The sequence below is a fragment of the Luteimonas huabeiensis HB2 genome, assembly GCF_000559025.1.
GTDB classification, from domain to species: Bacteria; Pseudomonadota; Gammaproteobacteria; order Xanthomonadales; family Xanthomonadaceae; genus Luteimonas; species Luteimonas huabeiensis.
Genome location: NZ_JAAN01000026.1, coordinates 83,030 through 108,040, shown reverse-complemented (window position 1 = coordinate 108,040; position 25,011 = coordinate 83,030). Strand labels below are relative to the sequence as shown.

At 73.0% G+C, this 25,011-nt stretch carries 21 protein-coding genes and 1 tRNA gene; 16 read left to right on the top strand and 6 right to left on the bottom strand.

The features are described from left to right. Positions 1 to 8 precede the first annotated feature (8 nt). The 16 genes from Z164_RS0111295 to pnp all read left to right on the top strand — a co-directional run bounded on the left by Z164_RS0111295 (position 9) and on the right by pnp (position 19,019). Complete coding sequence (locus Z164_RS0111295; RefSeq protein WP_024890807.1) at positions 9 to 1,517, top strand: NADH-quinone oxidoreductase subunit M; 1,509 nt, start codon at positions 9 to 11, stop codon at positions 1,515 to 1,517. Between the two features lie 41 nt (positions 1,518 to 1,558). Further along, positions 1,559 to 3,022, top strand: a complete 1,464-nt coding sequence (gene nuoN / locus Z164_RS0111290) for an NADH-quinone oxidoreductase subunit NuoN (RefSeq protein ID WP_024890806.1) — start codon at positions 1,559 to 1,561, stop codon at positions 3,020 to 3,022. A gap of 341 nt (positions 3,023 to 3,363) precedes the next feature. Continuing rightward, positions 3,364 to 3,543, top strand: coding sequence for a hypothetical protein (locus Z164_RS0111285; protein WP_024890805.1), 180 nt, complete (start codon positions 3,364 to 3,366; stop codon positions 3,541 to 3,543). A 74-nt stretch (positions 3,544 to 3,617) separates the two neighbouring features. After that, complete coding sequence (locus tag Z164_RS0111280; RefSeq protein WP_024890804.1) at positions 3,618 to 3,803, top strand: hypothetical protein; 186 nt, start codon at positions 3,618 to 3,620, stop codon at positions 3,801 to 3,803. A 69-nt stretch (positions 3,804 to 3,872) separates the two neighbouring features. After that, positions 3,873 to 4,055, top strand: coding sequence for a hypothetical protein (locus Z164_RS0111275; RefSeq protein WP_024890803.1), 183 nt, complete (start codon positions 3,873 to 3,875; stop codon positions 4,053 to 4,055). A gap of 73 nt (positions 4,056 to 4,128) precedes the next feature. Continuing rightward, complete coding sequence (locus Z164_RS0111270; RefSeq protein WP_152540926.1) at positions 4,129 to 5,367, top strand: hypothetical protein; 1,239 nt, start codon at positions 4,129 to 4,131, stop codon at positions 5,365 to 5,367. A gap of 7 nt (positions 5,368 to 5,374) precedes the next feature. Next, positions 5,375 to 7,840, top strand: a complete 2,466-nt coding sequence (locus Z164_RS0111265) for a DUF4135 domain-containing protein (protein WP_024890801.1) — start codon at positions 5,375 to 5,377, stop codon at positions 7,838 to 7,840. Next, a complete protein-coding gene (locus tag Z164_RS0111260) occupies positions 7,837 to 9,057 on the top strand; it encodes a JmjC domain-containing protein (protein ID WP_024890800.1) in 1,221 nt (406 codons plus the stop codon). The genes Z164_RS0111265 and Z164_RS0111260 overlap by 4 nt, the downstream gene beginning before the upstream one ends. 94 nt (positions 9,058 to 9,151) lie before the next feature. Further along, positions 9,152 to 9,228, top strand: a tRNA-Met gene (locus Z164_RS0111255). A 517-nt stretch (positions 9,229 to 9,745) separates the two neighbouring features. Further along, a complete protein-coding gene (gene rimP / locus Z164_RS0111250; protein WP_024890799.1) occupies positions 9,746 to 10,339 on the top strand; it encodes a ribosome maturation factor RimP in 594 nt (197 codons plus the stop codon). Between the two features lie 81 nt (positions 10,340 to 10,420). Next, positions 10,421 to 11,932, top strand: coding sequence for a transcription termination factor NusA (gene nusA / locus Z164_RS0111245; protein ID WP_024890798.1), 1,512 nt, complete (start codon positions 10,421 to 10,423; stop codon positions 11,930 to 11,932). 122 nt (positions 11,933 to 12,054) lie between these two features. After that, positions 12,055 to 14,661, top strand: coding sequence for a translation initiation factor IF-2 (gene infB, locus Z164_RS0111240; RefSeq protein WP_024890797.1), 2,607 nt, complete (start codon positions 12,055 to 12,057; stop codon positions 14,659 to 14,661). 168 nt (positions 14,662 to 14,829) lie between these two features. Further along, positions 14,830 to 15,219, top strand: a complete 390-nt coding sequence (gene rbfA / locus Z164_RS0111235) for a 30S ribosome-binding factor RbfA (RefSeq protein ID WP_024890796.1) — start codon at positions 14,830 to 14,832, stop codon at positions 15,217 to 15,219. A gap of 56 nt (positions 15,220 to 15,275) precedes the next feature. Further along, on the top strand, positions 15,276 to 16,256 hold the full coding sequence (gene truB, locus Z164_RS0111230) for a tRNA pseudouridine(55) synthase TruB (RefSeq protein ID WP_024890795.1): 981 nt from the start codon (positions 15,276 to 15,278) through the stop codon (positions 16,254 to 16,256). 173 nt (positions 16,257 to 16,429) lie between these two features. Next, positions 16,430 to 16,690 (top strand): 30S ribosomal protein S15, encoded by a 261-nt coding sequence (gene rpsO, locus Z164_RS0111225; protein ID WP_024890794.1) that lies wholly within the window; start codon positions 16,430 to 16,432, stop codon positions 16,688 to 16,690. A 220-nt stretch (positions 16,691 to 16,910) separates the two neighbouring features. Further along, positions 16,911 to 19,019 (top strand): polyribonucleotide nucleotidyltransferase, encoded by a 2,109-nt coding sequence (pnp, locus tag Z164_RS0111220; protein WP_024890793.1) that lies wholly within the window; start codon positions 16,911 to 16,913, stop codon positions 19,017 to 19,019. 149 nt (positions 19,020 to 19,168) lie between these two features. Here pnp and Z164_RS0111215 read toward each other — a convergent pair whose 3' ends face one another. The 6 genes from Z164_RS0111215 to Z164_RS0111190 are packed head-to-tail and all read right to left on the bottom strand — an operon-like array spanning position 19,169 to position 24,981. Beyond that, the gene (locus Z164_RS0111215) at positions 19,169 to 20,374 is read right to left on the bottom strand and encodes a glycosyltransferase (protein WP_201769596.1); all 1,206 of its coding nucleotides are present in this window, start codon (positions 20,372 to 20,374) and stop codon (positions 19,169 to 19,171) included. Positions 20,375 to 20,415: 41 nt separating this feature from the next. Continuing rightward, a complete protein-coding gene (locus Z164_RS0111210) occupies positions 20,416 to 21,015 on the bottom strand; it encodes a hypothetical protein (RefSeq protein WP_024890791.1) in 600 nt (199 codons plus the stop codon). Next, a complete protein-coding gene (locus Z164_RS0111205) occupies positions 21,005 to 22,162 on the bottom strand; it encodes a glycosyltransferase (protein ID WP_024890790.1) in 1,158 nt (385 codons plus the stop codon). The genes Z164_RS0111210 and Z164_RS0111205 overlap by 11 nt, the downstream gene beginning before the upstream one ends. Continuing rightward, positions 22,150 to 23,109: an NAD-dependent epimerase/dehydratase family protein gene (locus Z164_RS0111200; protein WP_024890789.1), complete on the bottom strand. Its 960-nt coding sequence runs from the start codon at positions 23,107 to 23,109 to the stop codon at positions 22,150 to 22,152. The genes Z164_RS0111205 and Z164_RS0111200 overlap by 13 nt, the downstream gene beginning before the upstream one ends. After that, positions 23,106 to 23,957, bottom strand: coding sequence for an MBL fold metallo-hydrolase (locus Z164_RS0111195; protein ID WP_024890788.1), 852 nt, complete (start codon positions 23,955 to 23,957; stop codon positions 23,106 to 23,108). The genes Z164_RS0111200 and Z164_RS0111195 overlap by 4 nt, the downstream gene beginning before the upstream one ends. Position 23,958: 1 nt before the next feature. Next, positions 23,959 to 24,981, bottom strand: a complete 1,023-nt coding sequence (locus Z164_RS0111190; RefSeq protein ID WP_236621792.1) for a 3-oxoacyl-[acyl-carrier-protein] synthase III C-terminal domain-containing protein — start codon at positions 24,979 to 24,981, stop codon at positions 23,959 to 23,961. Positions 24,982 to 25,011 lie beyond the last annotated feature (30 nt).

The following is a 25,011-nucleotide window of genomic DNA, read 5'->3' as shown; positions in this document are numbered from 1 at the left end:
AACGACTCGTGGCGAACTGGCCTCTCCTCAGCCTCCTGATCTGGCTGCCGATCCTCGGCGGCGTCCTCACCCTGCTGTGCGGCAACGCGCGCCCGAACGGCGCGAGGTGGGTCGCGCTCGGCTTCGCGCTGCTTGCGCTGCTGATCAGCCTGCCGCTGCTGACCGGCTTCGACTTCGCGCAGGCCGGCCTGCAGTTCGTCGAGCGCCGGGAGTGGATTCCGGCCTACGACATCCAGTACCACCTGGGCGCGGACGGCATCTCGGTCGCGCTGATCGTGCTGACCACGATCACCACGGTGCTGGTGCTGATCGGCGCCTGGGGCTCGATCGACAAGCGCGTCAGCCAGTACTACGCCGCCTTCATGATCCTGGAAGGCCTGATGGTGGGCGTGTTCGCCGCGGTGGACGCGGTGCTGTTCTACGTGTTCTTCGAGGGCATGCTGATCCCGATGTTCATCATCATCGGCGTGTGGGGCGGCCCGCGGCGCGTCTACGCGGCGATGAAGTTCTTCCTCTACACCTTCCTCGGCTCGGTGTTCATGCTGGTCGGGCTGGTGTACCTGTACCTGCAGGCCGGCAGCTGGCAGCTGCCCGATCTCTACGCGCTGCCGCTCACGGCCACCGAGCAGACCTGGCTGTTCTTCGCCTTCCTGATCGCGTTCGCGGTGAAGGTGCCGATGTTCCCGGTGCACACCTGGCTGCCGGACGCCCACGTCGAGGCGCCGACCGCCGGCTCGGTGGTGCTGGCGGCGATCATGCTCAAGATCGGCGGCTACGGCTTCCTGCGCTTCAGCCTGCCCATCACCCCCGACGCCGGCCAGGAATGGGCGTGGCTGGTGATCGCGCTGAGCCTGATCGCGGTGGTCTACGTCGGCCTGGTCGCGCTGGTGCAGTCGGACATGAAGAAGCTGATCGCGTATTCGTCGATCTCGCACATGGGCTTCGTCACCCTCGGCACCTTCATCGCCTTCGCGCTGATGCGCACGGGCCACGAGGACGCCGCGCGGCTGGGCCTGCAGGGCGCGATGGTGCAGATGATCTCGCACGGCTTCATCTCCGGCGCGATGTTCTCCTGCGTCGGCGTGCTCTACGACCGCATGCACACCCGCCAGATCCGCGACTACGGCGGCGTGGCCAACGTGATGCCCTGGTTCGCGGCCTTCATGGTGTTCTTCTCGATGGCCAATTCCGGCCTGCCGGGCACCTCGGGCTTCGTCGGCGAGTTCATGGTGATCCTGGCGGCGTTCCAGAGCCACCCGCTGATCGCCTTCACCGCCGCGCTCACCCTCATCATCGGCGCCGCCTACACCTTGTGGCTGGTGCGCCGCGTGCTCTACGGCGAGGTCGCCAACGCCCACGTCGCCGCGTTGAAGGACATCGACCGGCGCGAGGCCCTGGTGCTGGGCGTGTTCGCGATCGGCGTGCTGGCGATCGGCGTCTATCCCAAGCCCCTCACCGACCTGATGGAACCGTCCATCGCGCAGCTGGCGGATCTGCTGTCGGCCACGAAGCTCTGAGCGCGGCGAGCGCCCTGTGCGAATCCTGAGGAATACGTGACGTGATCACCCCTGCCATGACGCCCCCTGTCCGCACCTTCGCGGAGTTCGCGCCGCTCGTGCCCGAGCTCGCGGTGGTCTTCGGCGCGTTCGCGCTGCTGATGCTGGACCTGTTCCTCGACGATCGGCGCCGCATCGTCACCCAGGCGCTCGCGATCGCGACGCTGCTGGCGGCCGCGGCGCTCGTGGCCGGCGGCGTCGGCGGCCACGGCGTGGTCATGGAGGGCCTGTTCCAGCGCGACACGGTCTCCGACGTGCTGAAGTTCTCGGTGCTGGCGGTGTCGGCGATCTCCATGGCCTACGCCTGGTCCTACCTGCGCGAGCGCGATCTGTACCGCGGCGAGATCCCGGTGCTGATGCTGTTCGCGTCGGTGGGCATGATGCTGCTGGTCTCGGCCGGCAACCTGGCCATGGTCTACCTCGGCCTCGAGCTGCTGGCGCTGTGCTCCTATGCGCTGGTGGCGATCGACCGCGACAGCCCGCTGGCCTCCGAGGCCGGCATGAAGTACTTCGTGCTCGGCTCGCTGGCTTCCGGCCTGCTGCTGTACGGCATGTCGCTGGTCTATGGCGCCACCGGCACGCTGGACCTGGACGGCATTCGCGCCGCCGCCGGCGCGGTCGCCGGCGAGGACCGCACGCTGCTGCTGACCGGGCTGGTGTTCGTGGTGGTCGGCGTGGCCTTCAAGTTCGGCGCGGCGCCGTTCCACATGTGGCTGCCGGACACCTACCACGGCGCGCCGACCCCGATCACCATCTTCATCGGCTCCGCGCCCAAGCTGGCCGCGTTCGGCATGGCGTTCCGGCTCTTCGACGGCGGGCTGGCGCCGCTGCAGGAGTACTGGCAGCTGTTGATCGCGGTGCTCGCGGCGCTGTCGCTGGTGATCGGCAACGTGGTGGCGCTGGCGCAGACCAACCTCAAGCGCATGCTGGCCTACTCGACGGTCTCGCACGTCGGCTTCCTGTTCCTGGGCATCAGCGGCGGCGGCGCCGACGGCTTCGCGGCGGCGATGTTCTACGCGATCAGCTACGCGCTGATGTCGGCCGCGTCCTTCGGCGCGATCGTGATGCTGTCGCGGCGCGGCTTCGAGGCCGACCGCATCGAGGACTTCAAGGGCCTGAACGCCCGCCACCCGTGGATGGCGTTCCTGGTGATGGTGACGATGGCCTCGCTGGCCGGCGTGCCGCCGTTCCTGGGCTTCTGGGCCAAGGTCGCGGTGCTGCGCGCCGCGGTCGAAGGCGACCTGATGTGGCTGGCGATCGTGGGCATCGTCTGCGCGGTGATCGGCGCCTACTACTACCTGCGCGTCATCAAGGTCATGTACTTCGACGAGCCGGTCGGCGAGCCGGTGCGCCCGCGCGGGGGGCCGCTGCGCGCGGTGTTCGCGTTCAACGCGCTGGCGCTGCTCGGCCTGGGCCTGTTCTGGAGCCCGGTGATGGCCTGGTGCCAGCAGGCGTTCGCGGGCTGAGATCGGCCGCGTAGCGCCGGGTACGCCGCCGCGTCGACGCGGCGGCCGCGACGTCTCCTTCCTGGCGCTGTTCCCCAGGCTTCGCTGCGCCGCAACGCGGTCCCGCGACCGCGTTCGTCCCGTCGGCGCGTCCTCGATGCGGCGGCGGCTGCATCGCACATTCCCTGTGACCCGCATCATGGCTCGCCACATTGGCGGGCGCGTTCATTTGCGCCCGCGGAACGGGCCGTGCTAATCCGGACGTGCCCGTCGGAACACGGCGGGGCGGGGCGGCCGGTACCGCCCGGATCGTCCGGCCCTGGCCGGGCCGCCCCGGGAGTCATCCCAACAAGGAGGCGATCATGGAACAGGCCAAGAAGAGCAAGGAATGTCCCCCGCGCCACGCGGGCGGGACCGATCGGAGCGACAGGCTCGAGCAGCTGATCGGGCAGATGGAACGGCACGCACCGCAAGGCACCGCGCTGGACACCCAGGGCGCCGCACCGCAGAGCACCTGCATCGGGCGCCTCTACTGCTTCTGAACCGCGCTTCGCGCACGCCCGGTCCTGCGGCGCCGCCGCGGCCGGGCACCCGACCCAATCGAAGGAGAAGGCATATGGACAAGGTCCGGACCAGCCAGGACAACATCCGCGGTCGCGACCGCAATGCAGACGCCGGCGCGAAGCTCGACCGGCTCATCGGACAGGTGGAGCAGCGCGCCTCGTCGCCCGCCGGGACCGCGCTGGACGCCCGCGGCCAGGCGCCGCAGGCCACCTGCTCGCGCTTCCTCTACTGCGTCTGATCCGCGCCACCGGCGCCCGGATGCCCGCATCGGGCATTCCGGGCCGCCGCTTCGTTCGAGGAGAACACCATGGAGAAGGTTGGAATCCGCAACAGGGGCGCCGGCAACGCCGAGGCCCGCGCCGACCGCGGCGCCGAGCTCGAGCGGCTGATCGGGCAGATGGAGCGGGCCGCCCCGCAGGGCAGCGCGCTGGACCGCCAGGGCGAGGCCCCGCAGGCGACCTGCACCCGCTGGCTGTACTGCGTCCCCTGAGCCGACGCCGGCGCCCGTCCGCGGCATTGCGGGCGGGCGCCGCCGTTCCCGACCGCCGGAGGAACACGAATCCGTGGCGATGGACCGCGAGCCGGGGCAGATCCCGGCGCACGACTGGGACCGCTTCGTCGCCCGGCACTGGGCGCGCTCGCCGTCCCTGACGGCGCTCGACGCAGCGCCCCTGGGCACCGTCGACGCCTTCGACCTGGTCCGGGAGATCGCCCGGCCGTTCCGGGCCGGCATGCGCTTCTTCATGCTGCCCGCGCTGCGCTTCCGCGTCGGCGACGTCGACATCCGCGCACCGGGCGACCTGCTGCCCGACGACGGCGACGCCACCGCCGGCGACTACCTGCGGCGGCTGGACGCGCGGCTGAGCCCGGATGCGCCCTGGCTCGAGATCGAGCAGCCGCTGGTCGCCGATCCGGCCGCCTGGGCCGCCGTCCGCAGCGTCCTGCAGGGCCTCTGGGACCGTGTCGGTTGCCCGCTGCAGCCGATCGCCGCATCGCTGACGCTGGGGCGCTACGTCCGCGAATGGGCACCGGATGCGTCGGTGCTGTTGCTGCCGCTGCACGGCGAGGTGCGGGTGCGGATCGCGCCGCCCGGCGCCGACGGCGGCGCGGTGCGCGACTGGTCCGCCGGCCCCGGCCATCTCGTCTACTGGCCCGCCGGCTGGCGCGCGCGCGAACGCAGCGAGCGGGCGCTGGCGCTGCAGCTGCGCGTGCCGCAGGCGCCCGCCGCGCTGGTGGAGGAAGTGCGCGACCTGGCCATCGGCATGCTGCAGCCGGCGCTGTATCCCGACGGCGCGACGCCGATGTTCCCCGCCGAGCCCGCGCGCGAGCCCGGCGGCGGCGCCGCGCTGCCCGAGCCGCTGCAGCGGCTGGTGCGCGAACTGCCGGCGTTCGCGCAGAGCCCGGACCTGGAGACGGCGTTGCGGGTGAAATGGGCAGGCCGGTGCAGCGCCTGCGCGCTGGAGCCGGTGCCGCCGCGCGGCCAGCCGCCGCCGCTGCGGGACGAGGACCGCGTCGGCCTGGCGCCGGGCGTGCGCATCGTCGCGATGCCGGTGGGGGCGGGCATGGAGGTGTGGGCGGTCAACGGCCATGCCGTCGGCGTGCCCGCATCGGCCGCCGGCGACGCCCTGCGGCGTCGCCTCGAGGCCGGCGGGAGGCACCGGGTCGCCGACCTGTGCGGCGCGCCCGGTCACGATCCGGCGCTGCGCCTGGCGCTGGACCGGCTGCACGCCGCGCGCGGCGTGGCGCTGGAGCGCACGTACGCAGCGCCGGCGGCGCGGGTCGAGGCCGATGCGCGAGGCTGAGCGCACGATGGCGGGCGCCCGCGCCCGCGCCCGCGCCCGCGCTGGCGCCGGCGCCGGCGCCGGCGCCGGCGCGGAGCTGCTGCGCCTGCCGGCCGCCGGTCGGGCCGGCCGCGCGCCCGCGTTGCCGCCCGAGGCGGCCGCGCTCGTCAGCGAGCTGCGGCGCGGCCGCGCCGGGGCGCTGTTCCCGCGGGTGGCGCGCATCGGGCTCGATGGCCTCGCCGAGACCGTGCGTACCCTCGGCGGCGCGCGGGAGGCGCAGGCGATCGCCGCGGTGCTGTCGCGACCGTCGTTCCGGCCCTGGGTCGAGACGGTCGAGGCGCTGGGGGCCTGGTGCCGTCGGCAGGAGGATGCGCACGGCGACCTGTTCCGCCGCGGGCTGCTGCGCCCGCGCAATGCCGAACTGTTCGCGCCGCTGCTCGGCGGCGCGTTCGTGCGCTGCGCACTGGGCGGCGATGGCTGCGCCGACGAGGTGCGCCGGGCCTGGGCGGATTTCCGCGCGTTCTTCGAGCGCTTCGCCGCGCGGCTGCGTCGCGATCTCGCCGGCGGGGTCTTCGCGGGCGAGGTCGAGGGGCCGGTCTCCGCGCTGTGGGCGGCGCCGTCGGAGACCCACAACGGCGGCCAGCGCGTGTTGTGCCTGCGCCTGCGCGGCGGGCGGCGCATCGCCTACAAGCCCAGGCCGGTCGACGGCGAGCGCTTCTTCCTGGCCGCCGGCGACGCGGCCTCGATCTTCGAGTGGATCAACCGCCTGCCGGACGCCTCGGGACCGGTGCGGCTGCCCACGCTGCGGGTGTGGCGCGGACGCGGCCGCGATCACCGGGCCTACAGCTGGCAGGAGTGGATCGAGCCGCCGCCGCGGCGGACGGTGCTGCAGGCCGGGGCGCGGCGCGTCGAGGCGCCGTGCCTGAGCCCGCGCGAGGCGGCCGCCTACTGGCGATCGGGCGGCGCGCTGGCCGCCGCCTGCTACGCGTTCGGGGTCACCGACCTGGGCGAGGGCAACCTGATGGCCGGGCGCCGGCGCGGCACCGCCGGCACGCAGCCCTACGCGATCGACCTGGAAATCTTCGCCTGCCCGCTGCAGCGGCTGAGCGGCACCGGGCTGGTCGAGCCCGCGGCGCGTCGCGGCCGTGCGCATCCGGGATTCGCCGCGGTCGCGCGCGCGGACGCGGCGGAAGGGCCCGCCGTGGCCTTCTTCGCTGCGCCCGGCGGCGTCCTGCGCCTGCGCCAGGTCGGCGCGCCGTGGGCCCGGCACGAGAGCCGCGCTCTGGTCGCCGACACCCTGGGCCACGTCGGCTACGCGGCCTATCTGCCGCCGATGCTGCGCGGCATGTTCGACCTGTGGACGCGCATCGGCCTGAACCGCCAAGCGCTGCTCGCGCGGCTGCGCGCGCGGGCGCGTGGCGGCCGGGTCCGGGTGCTGGTCAAGTACAGCGCGACCTACGCGCGCGAGCTGGCGCGGCGGCTGACGATGGCCGACGACCGCGCGCGGCGGCGGGCGCATGCGCGCTTCAGCGCGGAAGAACGCGCGCAGCTGGCGCGCGGCGACGTGCCGTACTTCTTCGCGCCGGCGGCCGGCGGTGCGCTCCAATGGCTGGACGGGCCCGGTCGCCTCCAGGTCCGCGCGGCCGGCGCGCAGCACGTGGAGGAACCCGCGCTGCTGCCCGATCCGGCGATGCTGCTGGAGGGGCGCAACCTCGATTTCGTCGCGCTGGCGATCCCGCTCCAGGACGCCATCGCCCACGTCTACCCGCAACTGGCGCAGTGGCCGCGGGACTTGCGCGGCCCCGATGGCCTGCGCCTGCGCGATCCCGCGCTCGGCGTCGATCTGCGGATCCGCGACGCGCACACCGGCAGCGCGAGCTTCGACTGGCCGGCGGCGGGGCGCCGGGTCGTGTTCGCCTGGAGCCGGCGCCGGATCCGGGTGGAGACCGCCGCGCTGCCGCCGGCGCCGCCGCGGCAGCGCGCGGTGGCCGCACGGCTGCTGCGCATCCAGCGCGCGGATGCGCCGCTGCGCGCGGCCTGGGCCGCCGGCGGCTTCCGCGACCGCGATGCCGGGCGGCGACTGCGGGCGCTGACCGCCGCCGCGCTGGCCTGGCTCGAGGCGGTCCTCGACGCGCACGGCTGGCCGGGCCAGACGCAGGTCGGGCGCGAGGCCAGTCGCGCCGCCTCGCGGCTGGCGCAGCACGCCGGGCCGGAGGCGCTGGCCTTGCAGCGGCGCTGCCTGCGCGAGATGCGCGCCGCGGCGGCGCTGGGCGAGGTGCCGCTGGCCGAGGTCGCCTACCTGGACGACGCGGTGCGGATCAACGCGGGCCGCCGGCAACGCTACGGGACCAAGTTCAGGAAACGCCGCGGACGTTTCGAGCCGTATCCGCTCGAGGCGCCGGCGGCTGTGGACGCGCGCCGGCTCCGGATGGGGCTGCCGCCCCTGGCCGAGTACCGGCGCACGCTGGAGCGAATCTACGGGGGCGACCGATGAGCGATCCGCGCTATGCCGAGGAAACGGCGCTGGACTGGGAGCGCTTCGTCCGCGTCCACTGGGATCGCCGCCCGGTGGTGTTCCGCGGCCTGGGCGAGCCGGCGTATCCGCCCGGGGCGGCGATGCGCGCGATCTCGCGCGCCAGACCTTCGCCGGGCGAACGCGAGCCGCGGGTGCGCTTCGTGCTCGACGGCCGCCAGCTGGCCCGGCTCGAGCCGTGGCTGCCCGGGCCGCAGGATGCCGACCTGGACGCCTATGCGCGCCGCGTGCGGCGGCAGGCGGGCGCTCCGTGCGACTACGCGCTGATCGTCAATACCGTGCATCGCCACGGCTACGGCGTCTGGGACGCCGGGCGCCGCTTCTTCCACGGGCTGTGGGAGCGCGTCGGCGTGCCCGGCAGCGGCGCCATCAGCACCTTGTTCCACGGCAACTACGAACGCACGCCGGTGGGCGTGCACAAGGACCGCTTCGCGACCTTCCTGTTCGCGCTGCAGGGGCGCAAGCGGATGCGGTTCTGGGCGCGGCGGCCGTGGACCGAAGCGGTCGCGACGCGGGTCGAGTACGCGCAGTACCTCGACGCCTCGTTCGCCATCGACGTGGCGCCGGGAGACGTCCTCTACTGGCCGGCCGACTACTACCACGTCGGCGAGACCGCCGGCGGCGGCCATGCCACCAGCATCAACGTCGGCATCCCGCGCCACGAGCACCGGCTGGCCTACGACCTGGAGGGCATGCAGCAGGCGGCGCCGTCGCCGCGCCCTGCGCGCGATCCGGCGCCCGCGCTGCCGATGTACGCGGGCGCCGGCGACGGCCTGCCGCCGGCGATGGCGGCCGCCCTGGCCGAGGTGCGCTCGCAATTGCGCGCCGAGCGCCTGCGCGCGGGCATGCAGGCGCTGCATCTGCAGCTGCTGACCGGCGCGGGCTTCGCGCCGCCGCCGCCGCTCGCGCCGGCCGTCGCGCTCGCCGACGGCGACCGCCTGCGCCTGCGCGATGCGCGCTTCCCGGTCGCCTGGGCGCGCGACGCCGATGGCGCGCTGTGCGCGGCCTGCGGCCATCTGCGCCGGATCGACGGGGCGCCCGACGCGCTGGCCGGCCTGCTGCGGCGGCTCCATGCGGGCGAGGCCATCGTCGTGGGCGAGGCGCAGGCCGCGTGGCCGCAGGCGCGAACGCTGCTGCAGTGGCTGCTGTCGGCGCGTGCGCTGGCGCTCGCCCCGTAGGCGGCCGCGCGCGGTATCGAGGCGCCGGCCTCGTGCGCGCGCATGACCGCTTGCTTGCAATCGAACACCGGCTTCGTCATAATTGCGCACCTGCTGCGGGGTGGAGCAGTCTGGCAGCTCGTCGGGCTCATAACCCGAAGGTCGCAGGTTCAAATCCTGCCCCCGCTACCACATATATCTGCGATGCAGATGCAGTAGACGAAACGGCGATCTCGGCGACGAGGTCGCCGTTTTCGTATCCGCGCCCGTGCGCTCGCGTCGCTTGCGCACGGGGGGCGCTCGGGGTCTTGCGCGCGGTCTTCGCCCCTGGGCGCCGGGCTGCCGGAGGCGCCCGCCTGCGGGTTCGAGGCGCCCGCCCGGCGCCGGCCGCCGCCCGCCGTCAGGCGGGCGGGGAGGGGGTTGGACGATGCGGGCTTTGCCGGTATCATGCGCGTCCTGCTGCGGGGACGATCCTGGCCCGTGTCTTCGGACAAGCGCCGGAGCCAGCCCCGCTACAAGCTTTTCGCGACCAGCGAGCGCCTTCCAGAAGGCGCCTCGCGGCGGTACAGGTCGCGATCGGGCTGAGTCGAGGCACGCCGTTCGTGTCCCGACGCCGACATCCAGCGTCATCGGACAAGGGGCCCGCCGGGCCCCTTGGCTTTTTGGATGGCCCGTTTTTCGAGATCAGCATCAGAGCCCGGAGTACGACGTGGCCGACAAGGCGACCCGAATCACCGAACTGTTGACGCCCACCGTGGACGCGCTGGGGCTCGAACTGCTCGGCGCGGAATACCTGCCCACCCCGGGCAGCGCGGTGCTGCGCCTGTACATCGACCGGCCCGGCGCCGCGGCCTCGGCCGAGGCCGAGGGACAGGGCGTGACCATCGAGGATTGCGAGGCGGTCAGCCGCGAGGTCTCGGCGCTGCTCGACGTGGAGGATCCGATCAGCGGGCACTACACGCTGGAAGTGTCCTCGCCGGGCATCGACCGGCCGTTGTTCGCGCCGGCCCAGTTCGCGCGCTTCGTCGGCGAGACCGCCAAGGTCGGGCTGAAGCTGCCGCAGGACGGGCGCCGGCGGCTGACCGGGCGGATCGTCGGCGTCGAGGAGACGACGATCGCCTTCGAGGTCGACGGCCAGCCGCTGCAGGTGGCGTTCGACAACATCGACAAGGCGCGCCTGGTCCCCGACTGGGCCGCGCTGGGGCTGGCCCCGGCGCGCGACCGCGGCGGGCGCGACGCGCGCCCGGGCAAGCGCGGCCGCGAGGCGGGCGGCCCCAAGGCGCCGCAGGGCGCGCAGGATTAGGTCCGTCGAGGACGGTGGCGGCGGCGCGCATCGCCGGCCGCTTTGTAAGTGCTGAATTCAGATCTTCAGAGGCGTAACAGAATGAGCAAGGAACTGTTGATGGTCGTCGATGCGGTCGCCAACGAGAAGGGCGTGCCGGAATCGGTGATCCTCGAGGCGATCGAGGCCGCGCTGGCCACCGCGGCCAAGAAGCGCTACCAAGACCAGGACGTGCTGACGCGCGTGCAGATCGATCCGAAGGACGGCACCTACGAGACCTTCCGCCGCTGGGAGGTGGTCGCCGACGACGTGGTGATGGAGTCGCCGGACCGGCAGATCCGCCTGATGGACGCGATCGAGGAGGCCGAGGGCGTGGAGGTCGGCGACTACATCGAGGAACAGATCGAGAACGCCGAGTTCGGGCGCATCGCCGCGCAGGCCGCCAAGCAGGTGATCGTGCAGCGCGTGCGCGAGGCCGAGCGCCAGCAGGTGGTCGACGCCTGGAAGGACCGCGTCGGCGAGCTGGTCACCGGCGTGGTCAAGCGCGTGGAGCGCGGCAACGTGTACGTGGACCTGGGCGGCAACGCCGAAGCCTTCATCCCCAAGGACAAGGCGATCCCGCGCGACGTGGTGCGCGCCGGCGACCGCATCCGCGGCTACCTGTACGACGTGCGCAACGAGCCGCGCGGCCCGCAGCTGTTCATCAGCCGCGCCGCGCCGGAATTCATGATGGAGCTGTTCAAGCTCGAGGTGCCGGAGGTCGGCCAGGGCCTGGTCGAGATCAAGGCCTGCGCCCGCGACCCGGGCGACCGCGCCAAGATCGCCGTGGTCGCCTACGACAACCGCACCGATCCGATCGGCGCCTGCATCGGCATGCGCGGCTCGCGCGTGCAGGCGGTGTCCAACGAGCTCAACGGCGAGCGCGTGGACATCGTGCTGTGGAGCGACAACCCGGCGCAGTTCGTCATCAACGCGATGGCGCCGGCCGAGGTGCAGTCGATCGTGGTCGACGAGGACAAGCACTCGATGGACCTGGCGGTGGCCGAGGAGCTGCTGGCCAAGGCGATCGGCAAGGGCGGGCAGAACGTGCGCCTGGCCAGCCGCCTGACCGGCTGGCAGCTCAACGTGATGACCGCCGACCAGGTGCAGGCCAAGAGCGAGGCCGAGCAGGCCGCCGCGCGCCAGCTGTTCATGGACAAGCTGGAGGTGGACGAGGAGATCGCCGGCATCCTGGTGGCCGAGGGCTTCAGCACGGTCGAGGAGATCGCCTACGTGCCGGTCGGCGAGCTGCTGGCGGTGGAGGGCTTCGACGAGGACATCGTCGAGGAACTGCGCGCCCGCGCCCGCGACGCCCTGCTCAACGACGCGCTCGCGGTCGAGGAGGAACTCGACGAGAACGCGCCGGCGGAGGATCTGCTGCAGCTGCCGGGCATGGACGAGGCGACCGCCTACGCGCTGGCCGCCCATGGCGTGCGCACCGCCGAGGATCTGTCCGACCTGGCCGCCGACGAAGTGGTCGAGTTCGGCATCGAGGGCGTGGACGACGCGCGCGCGGCCGAGCTGATCCTGGCCGCCCGCGCCGAGGAGATCGCGCGCCTGGAGCGCGAAGGCTGAGCGTCCGCACGGGGCACGGCCCGGCGTCGCCGGCCGCCGCAAGGCGGGGGCGAGCCGCATCGCAGTAGAATGGCTTCATCGATGGCGCAGCCTGCGGGCGCGCCCAAGGAACCGGAAACCGAATGTCGCAGCAAACCACCATCCGCAAGCTGGCCGCACTGGTGAACACGCCGGTCGAGAAACTGCTGGAACAGCTGGCCGAGGCCGGCATGCCCTTCAGCAATCCCGACCAGGTCGTCACCAGCACTGAGAAAGTGAAGCTTCTCGGCTTCCTGCGCCGCACCCACGGCAAGGCCGACAAGCCGGTCGAGGACGCGGCCAGCCCGAAGAAGATCACCCTCAACCGCAGCCGCAAGCAGGAGATCACCGTCGGAGGCGGCAAGAACCGCCAGACGGTGGACGTGGTCGTGCGCAAGAAGGTCACCCTGGTGAAGCCGTCCGACAAGGCCGATCCGGTGCCCGCGGCGGCCGTGCAGGCCGGCGACGAGGATGCCGAGCGCGCCGAGATCCTGCGCAAGCTGGAGGAATCCCGGCAGCGCAACCTCTCCGAGCAGCAGCGTCTGGCGGAGGAGGACCGCAAGCGCGCCGAGGAGGCCGCCGAGCGCAAGCGCAAGGAAGAGGAAGAGGCCGAGCGGCTGCGCCGGGAGGCGGCGGCCGCCGCCGCCACGGCCGCCAGTGGCGAGGACGCGGCCGCGCGCCGCCCCGCGCATGCGCACGCCCATCCGAAGCCAGCCGCGCCGGCGCGCGACGACCGCCAGAAGGGCAAGCCGCATCGCGGTTCGCACGCGATGGTCTCCGGCGTCGAGGACGACGACAGCACCGCGCGCTTCGCCGGCCAGCTGCACCTGTCGGCGGCCGACCGCGCGCGGCGCAGCACCGCGCGCGGCAGGCCGAAGCCGCGCCGCAACCTCGAACAGTCGCGCGGCGGTTCCGGCGGCCCGCACGGTTTCGAGCGCCCGACCGCGCCGGTGGTGCGCGAAGTGGCGATCGGCGAGGCGATCACCGTGGCCGACCTCGCCCAGAAGCTGGCGATGAAGGGCGGCGACGTGGTGAAGGCGCTGTTCAAGATGGGCGTCATGGCCACGATCACCCAGACCATCGACCACGACACCGCGGTGCTGGTGGTCGAGGAACTGGGCCACAAGGCCGTGCGCGCCGATGCCGACGACGCCGAGAGCGAGCTGATCGCCCACGTCGCCGACGTGCAGGGCGAGCAGGTCGCGCGGCCGCCGGTGGTGACCATCATGGGCCACGTCGATCACGGCAAGACCTCGCTGCTGGACTACATCCGCCGCACCAAGGTGGCCGGCGGCGAGGCCGGCGGCATCACCCAGCACATCGGCGCCTACCACGTCGAGACGCCGAAGGGCGTGATCAGCTTCCTCGACACTCCGGGCCACGCCGCGTTCACCTCGATGCGCGCGCGCGGCGCCAAGCTGACCGACATCGTGGTCCTGGTGGTCGCGGCCGACGACGGCGTCATGCCGCAGACGGTCGAGGCGATCCAGCACGCGCGCGCCGCCAAGGTGCCGCTGATCGTGGCGATCAACAAGATCGACAAGTCCGACGCCGACCCGAACCGGATCAAGAACGAGCTGCTCGAGCACGAAGTGGTCGCCGAGGACTTCGGCGGCGACACCCAGATGGTCGAGCTGTCGGCCAAGACCGGCGACGGCGTGGACGACCTGCTCGACGCGATCTCGCTGCAGGCCGAGGTGCTGGAGCTGCGCGCGGTCGCCGACGGCCGCGCCACCGGCACCGTCATCGAATCCTCGCTCGACAAGGGCCGCGGCCCGGTCGCGACCGTGCTGGTCCAGCAGGGCGCGCTCAACCGCGGCGACTACCTGGTCTGCGGCGTGCAGTACGGCCGCGTGCGCGCGCTGTTCGACGAGAACGGCAAGCCGGTGGACAAGGCCGGCCCGTCGATTCCGGTGCAGGTGCTCGGCCTGTCCGGCGTGCCCGACGCCGGCGACGACTTCGTGGTCGTCGACGACGAGCGCCTGGCCAAGGAGGTGGCCCAGCAGCGCGAGACCAAGCGCCGCGAGACGCGCCTGGTGCAGGCCGCGGGCAACCGCATGGAAGACATCATGGCGCAGATGGGCCAGGCCGAGCAGCAGCTCTCGCTCAACCTGGTGGTCAAGGCCGACGTGCAGGGCTCGGTGGAGGCGCTGCGCCAGGCGCTGACCGCGCTGTCCAACGACCAGATCCGCATCAACATCATCGTCTCCGGCGTCGGCGGCATCACCGAGTCCGACGCCAACTCCGCCGCCGCGGCGAAGGCGACGATCATCGGCTTCAACGTCCGCGCCGACGCTTCCGCGCGCAAGGTGATCGAGGCCAACGGCCTGGATCTGCGCTACTTCTCGATCATCTACGACGTGATCGACCAGGTGAAGCAGGTGGCCTCGGGCATCCTGGGCACCGAGATCCGCGAGGAGATCATCGGCACCGCCGAGGTGCGCGACGTGTTCCGCAGCTCCAAGTTCGGCGCCGTGGCGGGCTGCATGGTGGTCGAGGGCGTGGTCAAGCGGAACAAGCCGATCCGCGTGCTGCGCGACAACACCGTGGTGTTCGAGGGCGAGCTGGAATCGCTGCGCCGCTTCAAGGAGAACGTCGACGAGGTCCGCGTCAACACCGAGTGCGGCATCGGCGTGAAGGCCTACAACGACGTCAAGGTCGGCGACCAGATCGAGTGCTTCGAGCGGATCGAGGTGCAGCGGACGCTTTGAGGGCCGGGGGGCAGGGGCCGGGGGCCAGAGGCCAGAGGCCAGAGGCCAGAGGCCAGGGAGAGGCACTCCCCGCTTCTCCCTGGCCTCCGACCCCTGACCCCTGACCTCCGACCCCTGACCTCCGACCCCTGACCCCTGACCCCTGACCCCTGACCCCTGACCCCTGACATGCCCACCAAGTCCTTCCACCGCACCGACCGGGTTTCCGCACAGCTGCGCCGCGAGCTGGGCGCGCTGGTGCGCGAGGCAGTGGCCGAGCACGGGTTGCCTTCGGTCAGCGTGTCCGATGTCGAGGTCACCCGCGATCTGGCGCACGCCAAGGTGTTCGTGACCGCGCTGCAGGCCGAGCGCTCGCAGGAGGCCCTGAAGGGGCTGCGCGCGGTCGCCGGGGAGATCCGTTTCCGGCTGGCCCGCGCGGTGAAGCTGCGCCACGTGCCGGAACTGCATTTCCACTACGACGATTCGGTCGATCGCGGCGAGCGCATCGATACGCTGCTGCGCGAGCTGCCGGCCGCCGACGCCGCCGACGAGGCGGCGGACGAGCCGGCGCGCGACTGAGCGGCCGCAGGCCCGGCGCCGCCCGCAGACGCGGGCGCGCCGACGGAGGGCTTCCCATGCAAGGCAGGCCGCGCAAGCGCTTCAGGAAACTCGACGGCATCCTGCTGCTGGACAAGCCGCGCGGGCTCAGCTCCAACCAGGCGCTGCAGCGCGTGCGCCACCTGTTCGAGGCGGAGAAGGCCGGCCACACCGGCAGCCTCGATCCGCTCGCCACCGGCCTGCTGCCGGTGTGCTTCGGCGAGGCGACCAAGATCGCCGGCGGCCTGCTGGGCGCGCGCAAGGCCTACGACACCGTGGCCCGGCTGGGGGTGGTCACCGATACCGACGACGCCGACGGCCAGCCCCTGCGCACCCGGCCGGTGCCGCCGCTGGACATTCCCGCGCTCGATGCGGCGCTGGCCGCGCTGACCGGGCGCATCCTGCAGCGCCCGCCGATCTATTCCGCGCTCAAGCGCGGCGGCGAGCCGCTGTACGCCAAGGCGCGCCGGGGCGAGGCCATCGAGGTCGAGCCGCGCAGCGTCGACGTGCACGCCTTCGAGCTGCGCTCGGCCGGCGACCTGCTCGACGCGCCGCTCGACAACGGCGCGCCGCCGCTGCTGCGGCTGCGGGTGGAATGCGGCTCGGGCACCTACGTCCGCAGCCTGGTCCGCGATCTCGGCGAGGCGCTGGGCTGCGGCGCCCACGTGGCGGAGCTGCGGCGGTTGTGGGTGGACCCGTTCCGCGATCCCCGGCTGTGGACGCTGGAGGCGCTGCGGGCGCTGGCCGATCGCGGCCGCGACGCGCTGGACGCGTGCCTGCTGCCGATCGAGGCCGGCATGACCGCCTGGCCGGAGGTCCGGCTGGATCCGGCGCAGGCGCGGGCGCTGTCGTTCGGGCAGACCGTGGCCGGGCCCTTCCATCCGCCGGGCGAGGTCGGGCTGTTCGACGTCCGCGGCCGCGCGCTCGGCCTGGGCGCGGTGGACGCGGCGGGGCGGCTGCGCCCGCAGCGCCTGTTCAGCTGGGCCGCCAGCCAGCCGGGCGCCGCCGGCCCGGGCTGACCCGTGCGGCTTGTGGTGACATGGCTGCGGCGTTACAATTTCGCCCGCTTTTTTCAAGCATCCGCGTTTCTTCCCATCGTTCCATCCATGGCGGGCCCTGGCGGTGCGTCGACCGTTCCTTCCGGCCGGAGGGCGGCGCGTCTTCTGCGGGCTTCGCGACTGACGAGGCATCCATGTCCATCGATACCGGCACCATCATCAACGAACACAAGCGGGGCGAGGGCGACACCGGCTCCCCCGAGGTCCAGGTCGCGCTGCTGACCGCGCGCATCGTGCACCTGACCGAGCACTTCAAGACCCACAAGAAGGACCACCACAGCCGGCGCGGCCTGCTGAAGATGGTCAACCGCCGCCGCAGCCTGCTGGACTACCTGCATCGCAAGGATGCGGAACGCTACAAGGCCCTGATCGAGAAACTCGGTCTGCGTCGGTAACCCGACTCCCACCGCGGCGCAGCGATGCGCCGCGGTTTGTTTTTGCCTTCCGGCCAGCGCCGGCTGCAGGATGCGACGGGCCGAAGCCAGCAGTAACCGCCGTGGCGCGCACGAGGCGCACCCCGGCGTCATCCTCCAGGGCCGCCGCGTGGCGGTCGCCCGGCCGGGGCAAGGGCACCGGCCGGTTCATCGAAGTCAAGAGTCATCAAGGACATCCAACGTGGCAAAAGTTACCAAGAGCTTCCAGTACGGCGATCGCACCTTCACCCTCGAGACCGGCGAAATCGCCCGCCAGGCCGGCGGCGCGGTCATGGTCTCGGTGGACGGGACCGTGGTGCTGGTCACCGCCGTGGCGGCGAAGACCCAGCGCGAAGGGCAGGACTTCTTCCCGCTGACCGTCGACTACCAGGAGAAGTTCTACGCCGGCGGCCGCATCCCGGGCGGCTTCTTCAAGCGCGAAGGCCGCGCCACCGAGAAGGAAACGCTGACCTCGCGCCTGATCGACCGGCCGATCCGGCCGCTGTTTCCGGAAGAGTTCAAGAACGAGGTGCAGATCATCGCCACGGTGATGTCCCTCAACCCCGAGGTCGACGGCGACATCCCGGCGCTGATCGGCGCCTCCGCCGCGGTCGCGCTCACCGGCGCGCCCTTCCAGGGCCCGATCGGCGCCGCCAAGGTCGGCTACAAGAACGGCCAGTACCTGCTGAACCCGACCACCTCCGAGCTGCAGGATTCCGACCTCGAGCTGGTCGTGGCCGGCACCGCGCAGGCGGTGCTGATGGTGGAGTCCGAGGCCAACGAGCTGTCCGAGGACGTGATGCTCGGCGCGGTGATGTTCGGCCACAAGCAGATGCAGGTCGCGATCGACGCCATCAACGAGCTGGTCGCCGAGGCCGGCAAGCCGAAGTGGAGCTGGGAGCCGCCGGCGAAGAACGAGTCGCTGATCGGCGAGCTGGTCAGCAGCATCGGCGACCGCCTGTCGCAGTCGTTCCAGATCCTCGACAAGCTCGACCGCCGCGACGCCATCTCCAAGCTGCGCAAGGAAGTCCTCGAGGCGCTGGCGCCCAAGACCGAGACCCACGGCTGGCACCCGGCCGAGATGACCAAGGAGTTCGGCGAGCAGGAATACCAGACGATGCGCAGCTCGGTCCTCAAGACCAAGAAGCGCATCGACGGCCGCGGCCTGGCCGACATCCGCCCGATCACCGCCAAGGTCGGCGTGCTGCCCCGCGTGCACGGCTCGGCGCTGTTCACCCGCGGCGAGACCCAGGCCATCGTGGTCACCACGCTGGGCACCGCCCGCGACGGCCAGGTCATCGACGCGGTCTCGGGCGAGTACAAGGAACACTTCCTGTTCCACTACAACTTCCCGCCCTACTCGGTGGGCGAGGCCGGCCGCATGATGGGCCCGAAGCGCCGCGAGATCGGCCACGGTCGCCTGGCCAAGCGCGGCGTGCTGGCGGTGATGCCGAGCATGGAGGAATTCCCGTACACGATCCGCGTGGTCTCCGAGATCACCGAGTCCAACGGCTCCTCGTCGATGGCCTCGGTCTGCGGCTCCTCGCTGGCGCTGATGGACGCCGGCGTGCCGCTGAAGGCGCCGGTCGCGGGCATCGCGATGGGCCTGATCAAGGAAGGCGACGAGTACGTGGTGCTGTCGGACATCCTCGGCGACGAGGACCACCTGGGCGACATGGACTTCAAGGTCGCCGGCACCGAGAAGGGCATCTCCGCCCTGCAGATGGACATCAAGATCCAGGGCATCACCGAGGAGATCATGAAGGTGGCGCTGGCGCAGGCGAAAGAAGGCCGCCTGCACATCCTGCGCGAGATGGCCAAGGCGCTGACCGCGCCGCGCGCCGAGCTGTCGGAGTACGCGCCGCGCCTGCTGACGATGAAGATCCACCCCGACAAGATCCGCGAAGTGATCGGCAAGGGCGGCTCGACCATCCAGGCGATCACCAAGGAGACCGGCACCCAGATCGACATCCAGGACGACGGCACCATCGTCATCGCCTCGGTCAACGCCGCGGCCGCCCAGGCGGCGAAGGCGCGCATCGAGCAGATCACCTCCGACGTCGAGCCGGGCCGCATCTACGAGGGCAAGGTCGTCAAGATCATGGACTTCGGCGCCTTCGTCACCATCCTGCCCGGCAAGGACGGCCTGGTGCACGTCTCGCAGATCTCCAGCGAGCGCGTGGAGAAGGTCGGCGACAAGCTGAAGGAAGGCGACCTGGTCAAGGTCAAGGTGCTGGAGGTCGACAAGCAGGGCCGCATCCGCCTGTCGATCAAGGCCGTGGCCGAGGGCGAGGGCGTCCTGGAGGACTGACCGCCGTCCGGCGTATCTGCCTCCACGACCGGAACGGGCCGCCCTGCGCGGCCCGTTTTTCGTTCCGGCGTCCCGCGCCTGGAAGCGGGCACCGGCGGCGTCGTGCCCGAAAGCCGCGCGCCGATGCCACGGCTCGGCACCGGGCGAGATCACTCCCCGCGCGCGAACGCGGCATCGACCATGCCGGCCAGCGGATTCGCGGCGAGGAGCCGCTGCAGTTCGGCCTGGAGCGCCGGCAGGGCCCGGAACCGGTCCGGTGCGTCGAGGGCGTCGCGGATCGCCTCGCCGAGTCCATCGGCGCGGCGCAGCCGGATCGCCGCGCCGGCGGCGTCCAGCCGCGCGGCATGGTCGAACTGGTCGTAGTCCTGCGGCATCACGATCGCCGGCCGGGCGGTGGCGATGCACTGGTACATGATCCCCGCGCCGCCGTGATGGACGACCAGGTCGTAGCGCCCGAGCCACTGCGCGTAGTCCACGTAGGCCAGGCGCTGGTAGTTGCCGGCTTGCCCGTGGTGCTGCGCCTGCGCGTCGCCGTCGCTGAAATGGATCTCGACGTCCGGCATCGCCGTCGCGAGGTCGCGCAGCCGCCGGTCGAGCGCGTCCTTGGCCCAGCCCAGGTGGGTGCCCAGCGTCACCAGCACGTGTCGCCGGCCGGCGCGGAAGCGCGGCGCGGGGCGTTCCGGCAGCCATGGGGTGCGCCGCCCGGCGGGCGGCAGCCGCGGGCCGACGAAGCGGACCGCGTCCGGCCAGCGCCGCGGAAACTCCAGCGACGGCAGGCCGAGCGCGAGGATGCGTTGCGGCGAATACGCCGCCTCGCTGCCGTCGGCGCGGTAGAGGGCGGGGAAGCCCAGGGCGCGCATGCGCGCGCGATGGCTGCGGTGCAGCGTGCGCTTGAACGCGCGCACCAGCGCGCGGGCGGCGGCGTCGCGCGCGTGCGACAGCGGGCCGTCGGCGGGACGCAGGCCGCCCAGGTAGGCGGGCGGCCCGTCGGGCGTCTCGATCACGCAGGGCGAAGGCAGGCTGGTCCACCACGGCACGCCCAGCCGGGAGGCGACCGCGCCGGCGACGGGCACCGTGAAATCGGCGATCACCAGCCCGGGGCGCGCGTGCGCATAGGTCGCCTCCAGCGCGTCGCGCAAGCGCGCCATCACCGCCAGCGCGGCGCGCAGCTGCCTCAGCATGTGCACAGGATGGCTGCCGACGGCGTGCCGCGGATCGGAGATCCGGCGCAGCTCGCGGTCGGCGTCGGCGTCCAGCAGCGCCCGCGCCGGCAGGCCGCAGGCCGCGGCTTCCGCCGCGCCCGCGGGGGTGCTGAGCACGCGGACCCGGTGCGTCGGCGCCAGCTCCAGCGCCATGGCCAGGATCGGGTGCAGGTGGCCGCTGTAGGGCGGCGCGATCAGGTCGATGCGCACGTCGCCTCCGCGTCGGCGACCCGCTGGACGAAACGCTCGCACAGCGCCCGCACTTCGTCCGATCGCAGGTAATCCATGTGGCCGCCCTCCACCGTTTCGGCCCGGCCGCGGAACCCGCGCAGGGAAATGCCGTCGCGCCGCCCGCGCACGCACAGCAGGCGGCGGCAGTCCGGGGCCCCGCGCGCCACCGGGCCATAGGCGAACACGCTCAGCCGCCGCGAATACGCCGGCGGCAGGCGCAGGTTGGCGAGCAGCTCCAGGCCGCAGCTGCCGGCGAGCAGGACGGTGTGCGGCGCTTCGTCGAGCATCCGCAGGACCGCGTCGCGGTGCCGGCGCGCGAACGCCGGCCGCCGCGAGGACAGGTACTGCCATGCGTTGCGCCAGGCCGCCAGCGGCAGGGCGACCGGACGATGGCCGTCCAGCGCGGCGAGGTAGGGGAAGTTCAGCCGATGCAGGCGCCGCCCCGGTCCGCCCAGCGCGGCCAGGAACGCCGACTGCTGGGGGCTCAGCCCGCAGCGCGCGGGATCGCTCCGCCCGGTCATGAAGGCGATCTGCAGCGCGGTCCCGGCGTCGTCAGGCCGCATCGAAGCGTCCGTCGTCGTGCACGCGATAGCGGCGGCTGCGCCAGCGGACCGTGCGCACGATGGTCGCGTGCAGCAGGTGCAGCGGCTGCAGCAGCTCCGAGAGCACCGACAGCAGCGGATGCGGCCGCGCCGCGACGCACGCGCCGCGCCGCGCCGCCGCCAGCAGTCCGGCGCGGGCCGCCAGCGTGAGCGCGAGGAGGCCGAAGGCGGCGCCGGAAGGATGCAGGGCGACGGCCAGCAGCAGCGCCCACAGCAGCGCCGGCGGCAAGCCCTGCAGCACCAGGATCGCGAACTTCCAGCGCGGCGGCTGGCGGCGCAGCAGCAGCGTGGCGAACAGCATCCAGCGGTGCATCTGGCGGACGTAGTGGGCGAGGCCGACGATGCTGGTCTGCACCTCCACCGCGGCGGCGGTCTGAGCGATGGTGCCGCCGTGGCGGCGCAGGCGGTCGGCGAGGGCGAGGTCGTCGGCGAGCGCGGCAAGCAGCGGCGCGAAGCCGCCGATCTCGCGCAGCCTGGCGGTGCGCATCGCATAGCACATGCCGTTGATCGACAGCGGCGGCGCGAACGCCAGCGGCGCCAGGTAGGTCAGCGCCGCGTTGTCGTTGACGAACTGCGCGAGCAGGCGCCCGGGCAGCCGCTCCGCGTCGCGGTGCTGCGGCAGCGCGGTCGCGAGGTCGGACGAATCCAGCGCCGCGAGCAGGACCGACAGCGCCGGGGCGGACAGCCGCGCGTCGTCGTCCAGCACCAGGCAGACGGGTTCCTGCAGCCGCGCCAGCGCGCGGTCGAGCTTGAAGGTCTTTGGGTTGGCGCCATCGGGCGGCGGCGGATTCACGTGCTCGCACGCCCGGGCCCCCGGATGGCGCCGCCGCAGCTCTTCGACGATGCGCCGGGCCTCGGCGTCGTCGGCATCCACCAGCCAGTGGAAGCGCGCGTCGGGCAGGGCGCGCAGGGCGTCCTCCAGCACCCCGGCCAGCCGCGGGTCCCCGGACAGGATGGGCTGGAGTACGGCGACCTCGGCGATCGCGAACCGCGCCTTGCCGGCATCGCGGCGCTGGCGCCGCAGCACGCGCCCCGCCAGCCGCACGCGCGCGCCCAGCAGCGCCACATAGGCCGCGGCGAGCGCCGCGATCGCGCTCAGCGTGCCCATTGCGCCTTCTGCCAGGCGACGAAACCGGCGATGCCTTCGTCCAGCGACACGCTCGGCGGCCCCAGGTCGCGCAGCATCAGGGCCGGATCGAAGGTCTTGGAATAGGCGAACACGCCGACGCCGAAGCGGGTCAGCGGCGGTTCTCCGCGCAGCCGCAGGAGGCGCCAGGCCCATTCGGTCGCGCTGGCCGCGGCGAGCGCCGTGCCGATGCGCACCCGCCGCGTGGGCAGGGGCAGGTCCAGCGCCTGCAGCACCTCCCGCAGCATCCGCTGCAGGTCCACCGGCTGCGCATTGGTGAGGTTGTAGGCGGGCGCCGGACGCGGCATCGTCGCGACCCGCAAGAGGTAGTCCGCCAGGGTGTCGATCTGGATCAGGTCGCCGATCACGGGGCGGTCCTGGCCGACGAACCGCGGCAGCGCGCGCTTGCGCGCCGCTTCCAGGATGCGCGGGAACAGCACCGTGTCGCCGGCGCCGAACACCGCCCGCGGCCGCACGACCACGGTTTCGCCGGGGTAGTCGCGCAGCAGCAGTTCGCCGGCGTACTTGGTCTCGGCATAGGTGTTCACGAAGCGCGGGCCGATGGGGCTGTCCTCGCGCAGGCCGTACTGGTGCGCCTCGCGGTAGAACACCGAGCTCGACGACAGGTAGACCAGCCGGGGATGGCCGTTGCGGCGACAGAACTCGATCACGTTGCGGGTGGCGAGCACGTTCTGCGCCTCGTATTCGGCGCGCGAGCCCCAGGGCGAGGAACGCGCCGCGCAGTGGATCACCACGTCGGGGGCGAACGGCAGCCGCGGCGGGCCGGCGGCGAGGTCGTGCCGCGCGTAGTTCGGGAGGTCGGTGGCGCGGCGACCGGTGCCGAACAGCGACAGCGCGGGATCGCCGGCATGGCGGCGCAGGAAGGCGCCGCCGACGAATCCCGAGGCGCCGGTGACGAGGATCCTCACGTCGCCTCCGCGGCGGCGCGGTAGGCGGCCACGCTTTCGGTGCAGTGCGAGGGCACGATGGCCAGCTCCGGCGTGGCCTTCGCCAGCGCGCGCAGCCGGTCGATGGTGGCGACGTAGGTCGGCCAGTCGTGCATTGCCAGCCGCGCGGGCCAGGCCGGCAGCGCGCGGTCGCGCCAGGCCCGCCGCGACCAGCAGGCGTCCGCGCACAACAGCACCTCGCGGTCGTGCTGGTCGGTGAGGCGCAGGCCCATCTGCCGCGGCGCGTGCCCCGGCAGCGGCACGGCGACCAGGCTGCCGTCGCCGAACAGGTCGTGGCCGTCGTCGCCGAGCGCCCGCCACGCCGGCGGCGGTGCGACCCGGCGCAGGTCGTCGGCGAACCGCAGCCGCGCCTCGAAGTCGTCGGGCAGCAGCGCCTGCAGCCAGCCGTTGCGCACGGCGCGCAGGCGCGAGGCGGCGCGCAGCGCGGCATGGTCCTCGCGCATGCAGACGAAGCGCGCGGCGGGCAGGTCGCGCAGGCCGGCGATGTGGTCGGCATGGAAGTGCGAGATCAGGCACCAGCGGATGTCGGACGGGCGCAGGCCACGCGCGGCCAGCTGCGCCTCGAGCCGCTCGTCGGCGTCGAGATGCGGCGGCGTGGCCCAGCGGTACAGGCGTTCGGGCCACGGTGTGGTGGCGTCGAGGAAGCGCGGCGCGTAGCCGGTGTCGTAGAGGATCGCGCCCTCGCGCGGGTGCAGGATCAACGCGCAGAAGGCCGGGAACTCGACGCTGCGCCAGCGGCCGCCGCGGTGCGCGATCCGTTCGCAGTGGCGGCAGTGGCCGACCCTGAGCAGTTCCAGCCGGACCCGCACGTCAGTACCTGAGCACCGCGCCGCCCAGCGACAGGCCGGCGCCGGTGCCGAGCAGCAGGCACAGCTCGCCGCGCCGCAGCCGGCCTTGCGCGATGGCGTGGTGCAGCGCGTGCGGGATCGAGGCGGCCACCTGGTTGCCGTGCCCGTCGAGGATCCGCATCACCCGCCCGGGCGGCAGTCGCAGGGTCCGGGCCATGTGGTCCAGCCCGCCGCCGGAGGCCTGGTGGGGCACGATGCAGGCGAGGTCCGCGACGTCGGCGCCGGCATCGGCCAGCAGGGAGGCGAAGAACCGCGGGAGGTGGCGCGCCGCCGCCCGGTAGATCGCCGGGCCGTCCATCTCGAAGCAGGTCGCGTGGCGGTCGTCGTCGCCGATGGCGGCCGGCGGCAGGCGGGTGCCGCCGCCGCGGAGGCGGCACAGGTCGGCGCCGGCCGCGTAGGTGGCCATGCGCGAGGACAGCAGCGCCGATGCGCCGCCGCCCTCGTCGGCGCCGAGCACCGCCGCCGCCGCGCCGTCGCCGAACAGCGCCGCGGTGTCCGCGTCGTCCGGGCGCAGGCCGCGCGACGGCACTTCGCTGGCGACCACCAGGACCCGGCGGTGGCGGCCGCAGGCGATCGACGTCGCCGCCAGCTCCAGCGCGACCAGGAAGCTCAGGCAGGTGGCGTTGACGTCGAACGCGGGGATGCCGGAGCGTTCCAGCCCCAGCGCGCGCTGCACCAGCGCCGCCTGGCAGGGAATCGGCTGTTCCATGACGCTGCACGCCGAGACGATCGCGTCCAGGTCGGTCGCCGCGAGTCCGGCCGCGCCCAGCGCGGCGCGGGCCGCCTCGGCCGCCATCCACGACGCCGTCTCGTCCGCGGCGGCGACGCCGCGCTCGCGCACCCCGGTCGCGGCGAAGGTGGCGCCGGCGGCGCGCTGCCAGCGGGCGTCGAACGTGGTCGAGGGAATGCGCGCGGCCGGATGATGGCAGCCGGTGCCGAGGATGCGCAGCGGCAGCGGCGGGGCGGGGGAGATCCGTGGGCTCACGTGCGCGGACTGCGGTCCTTGGCCGCCGGG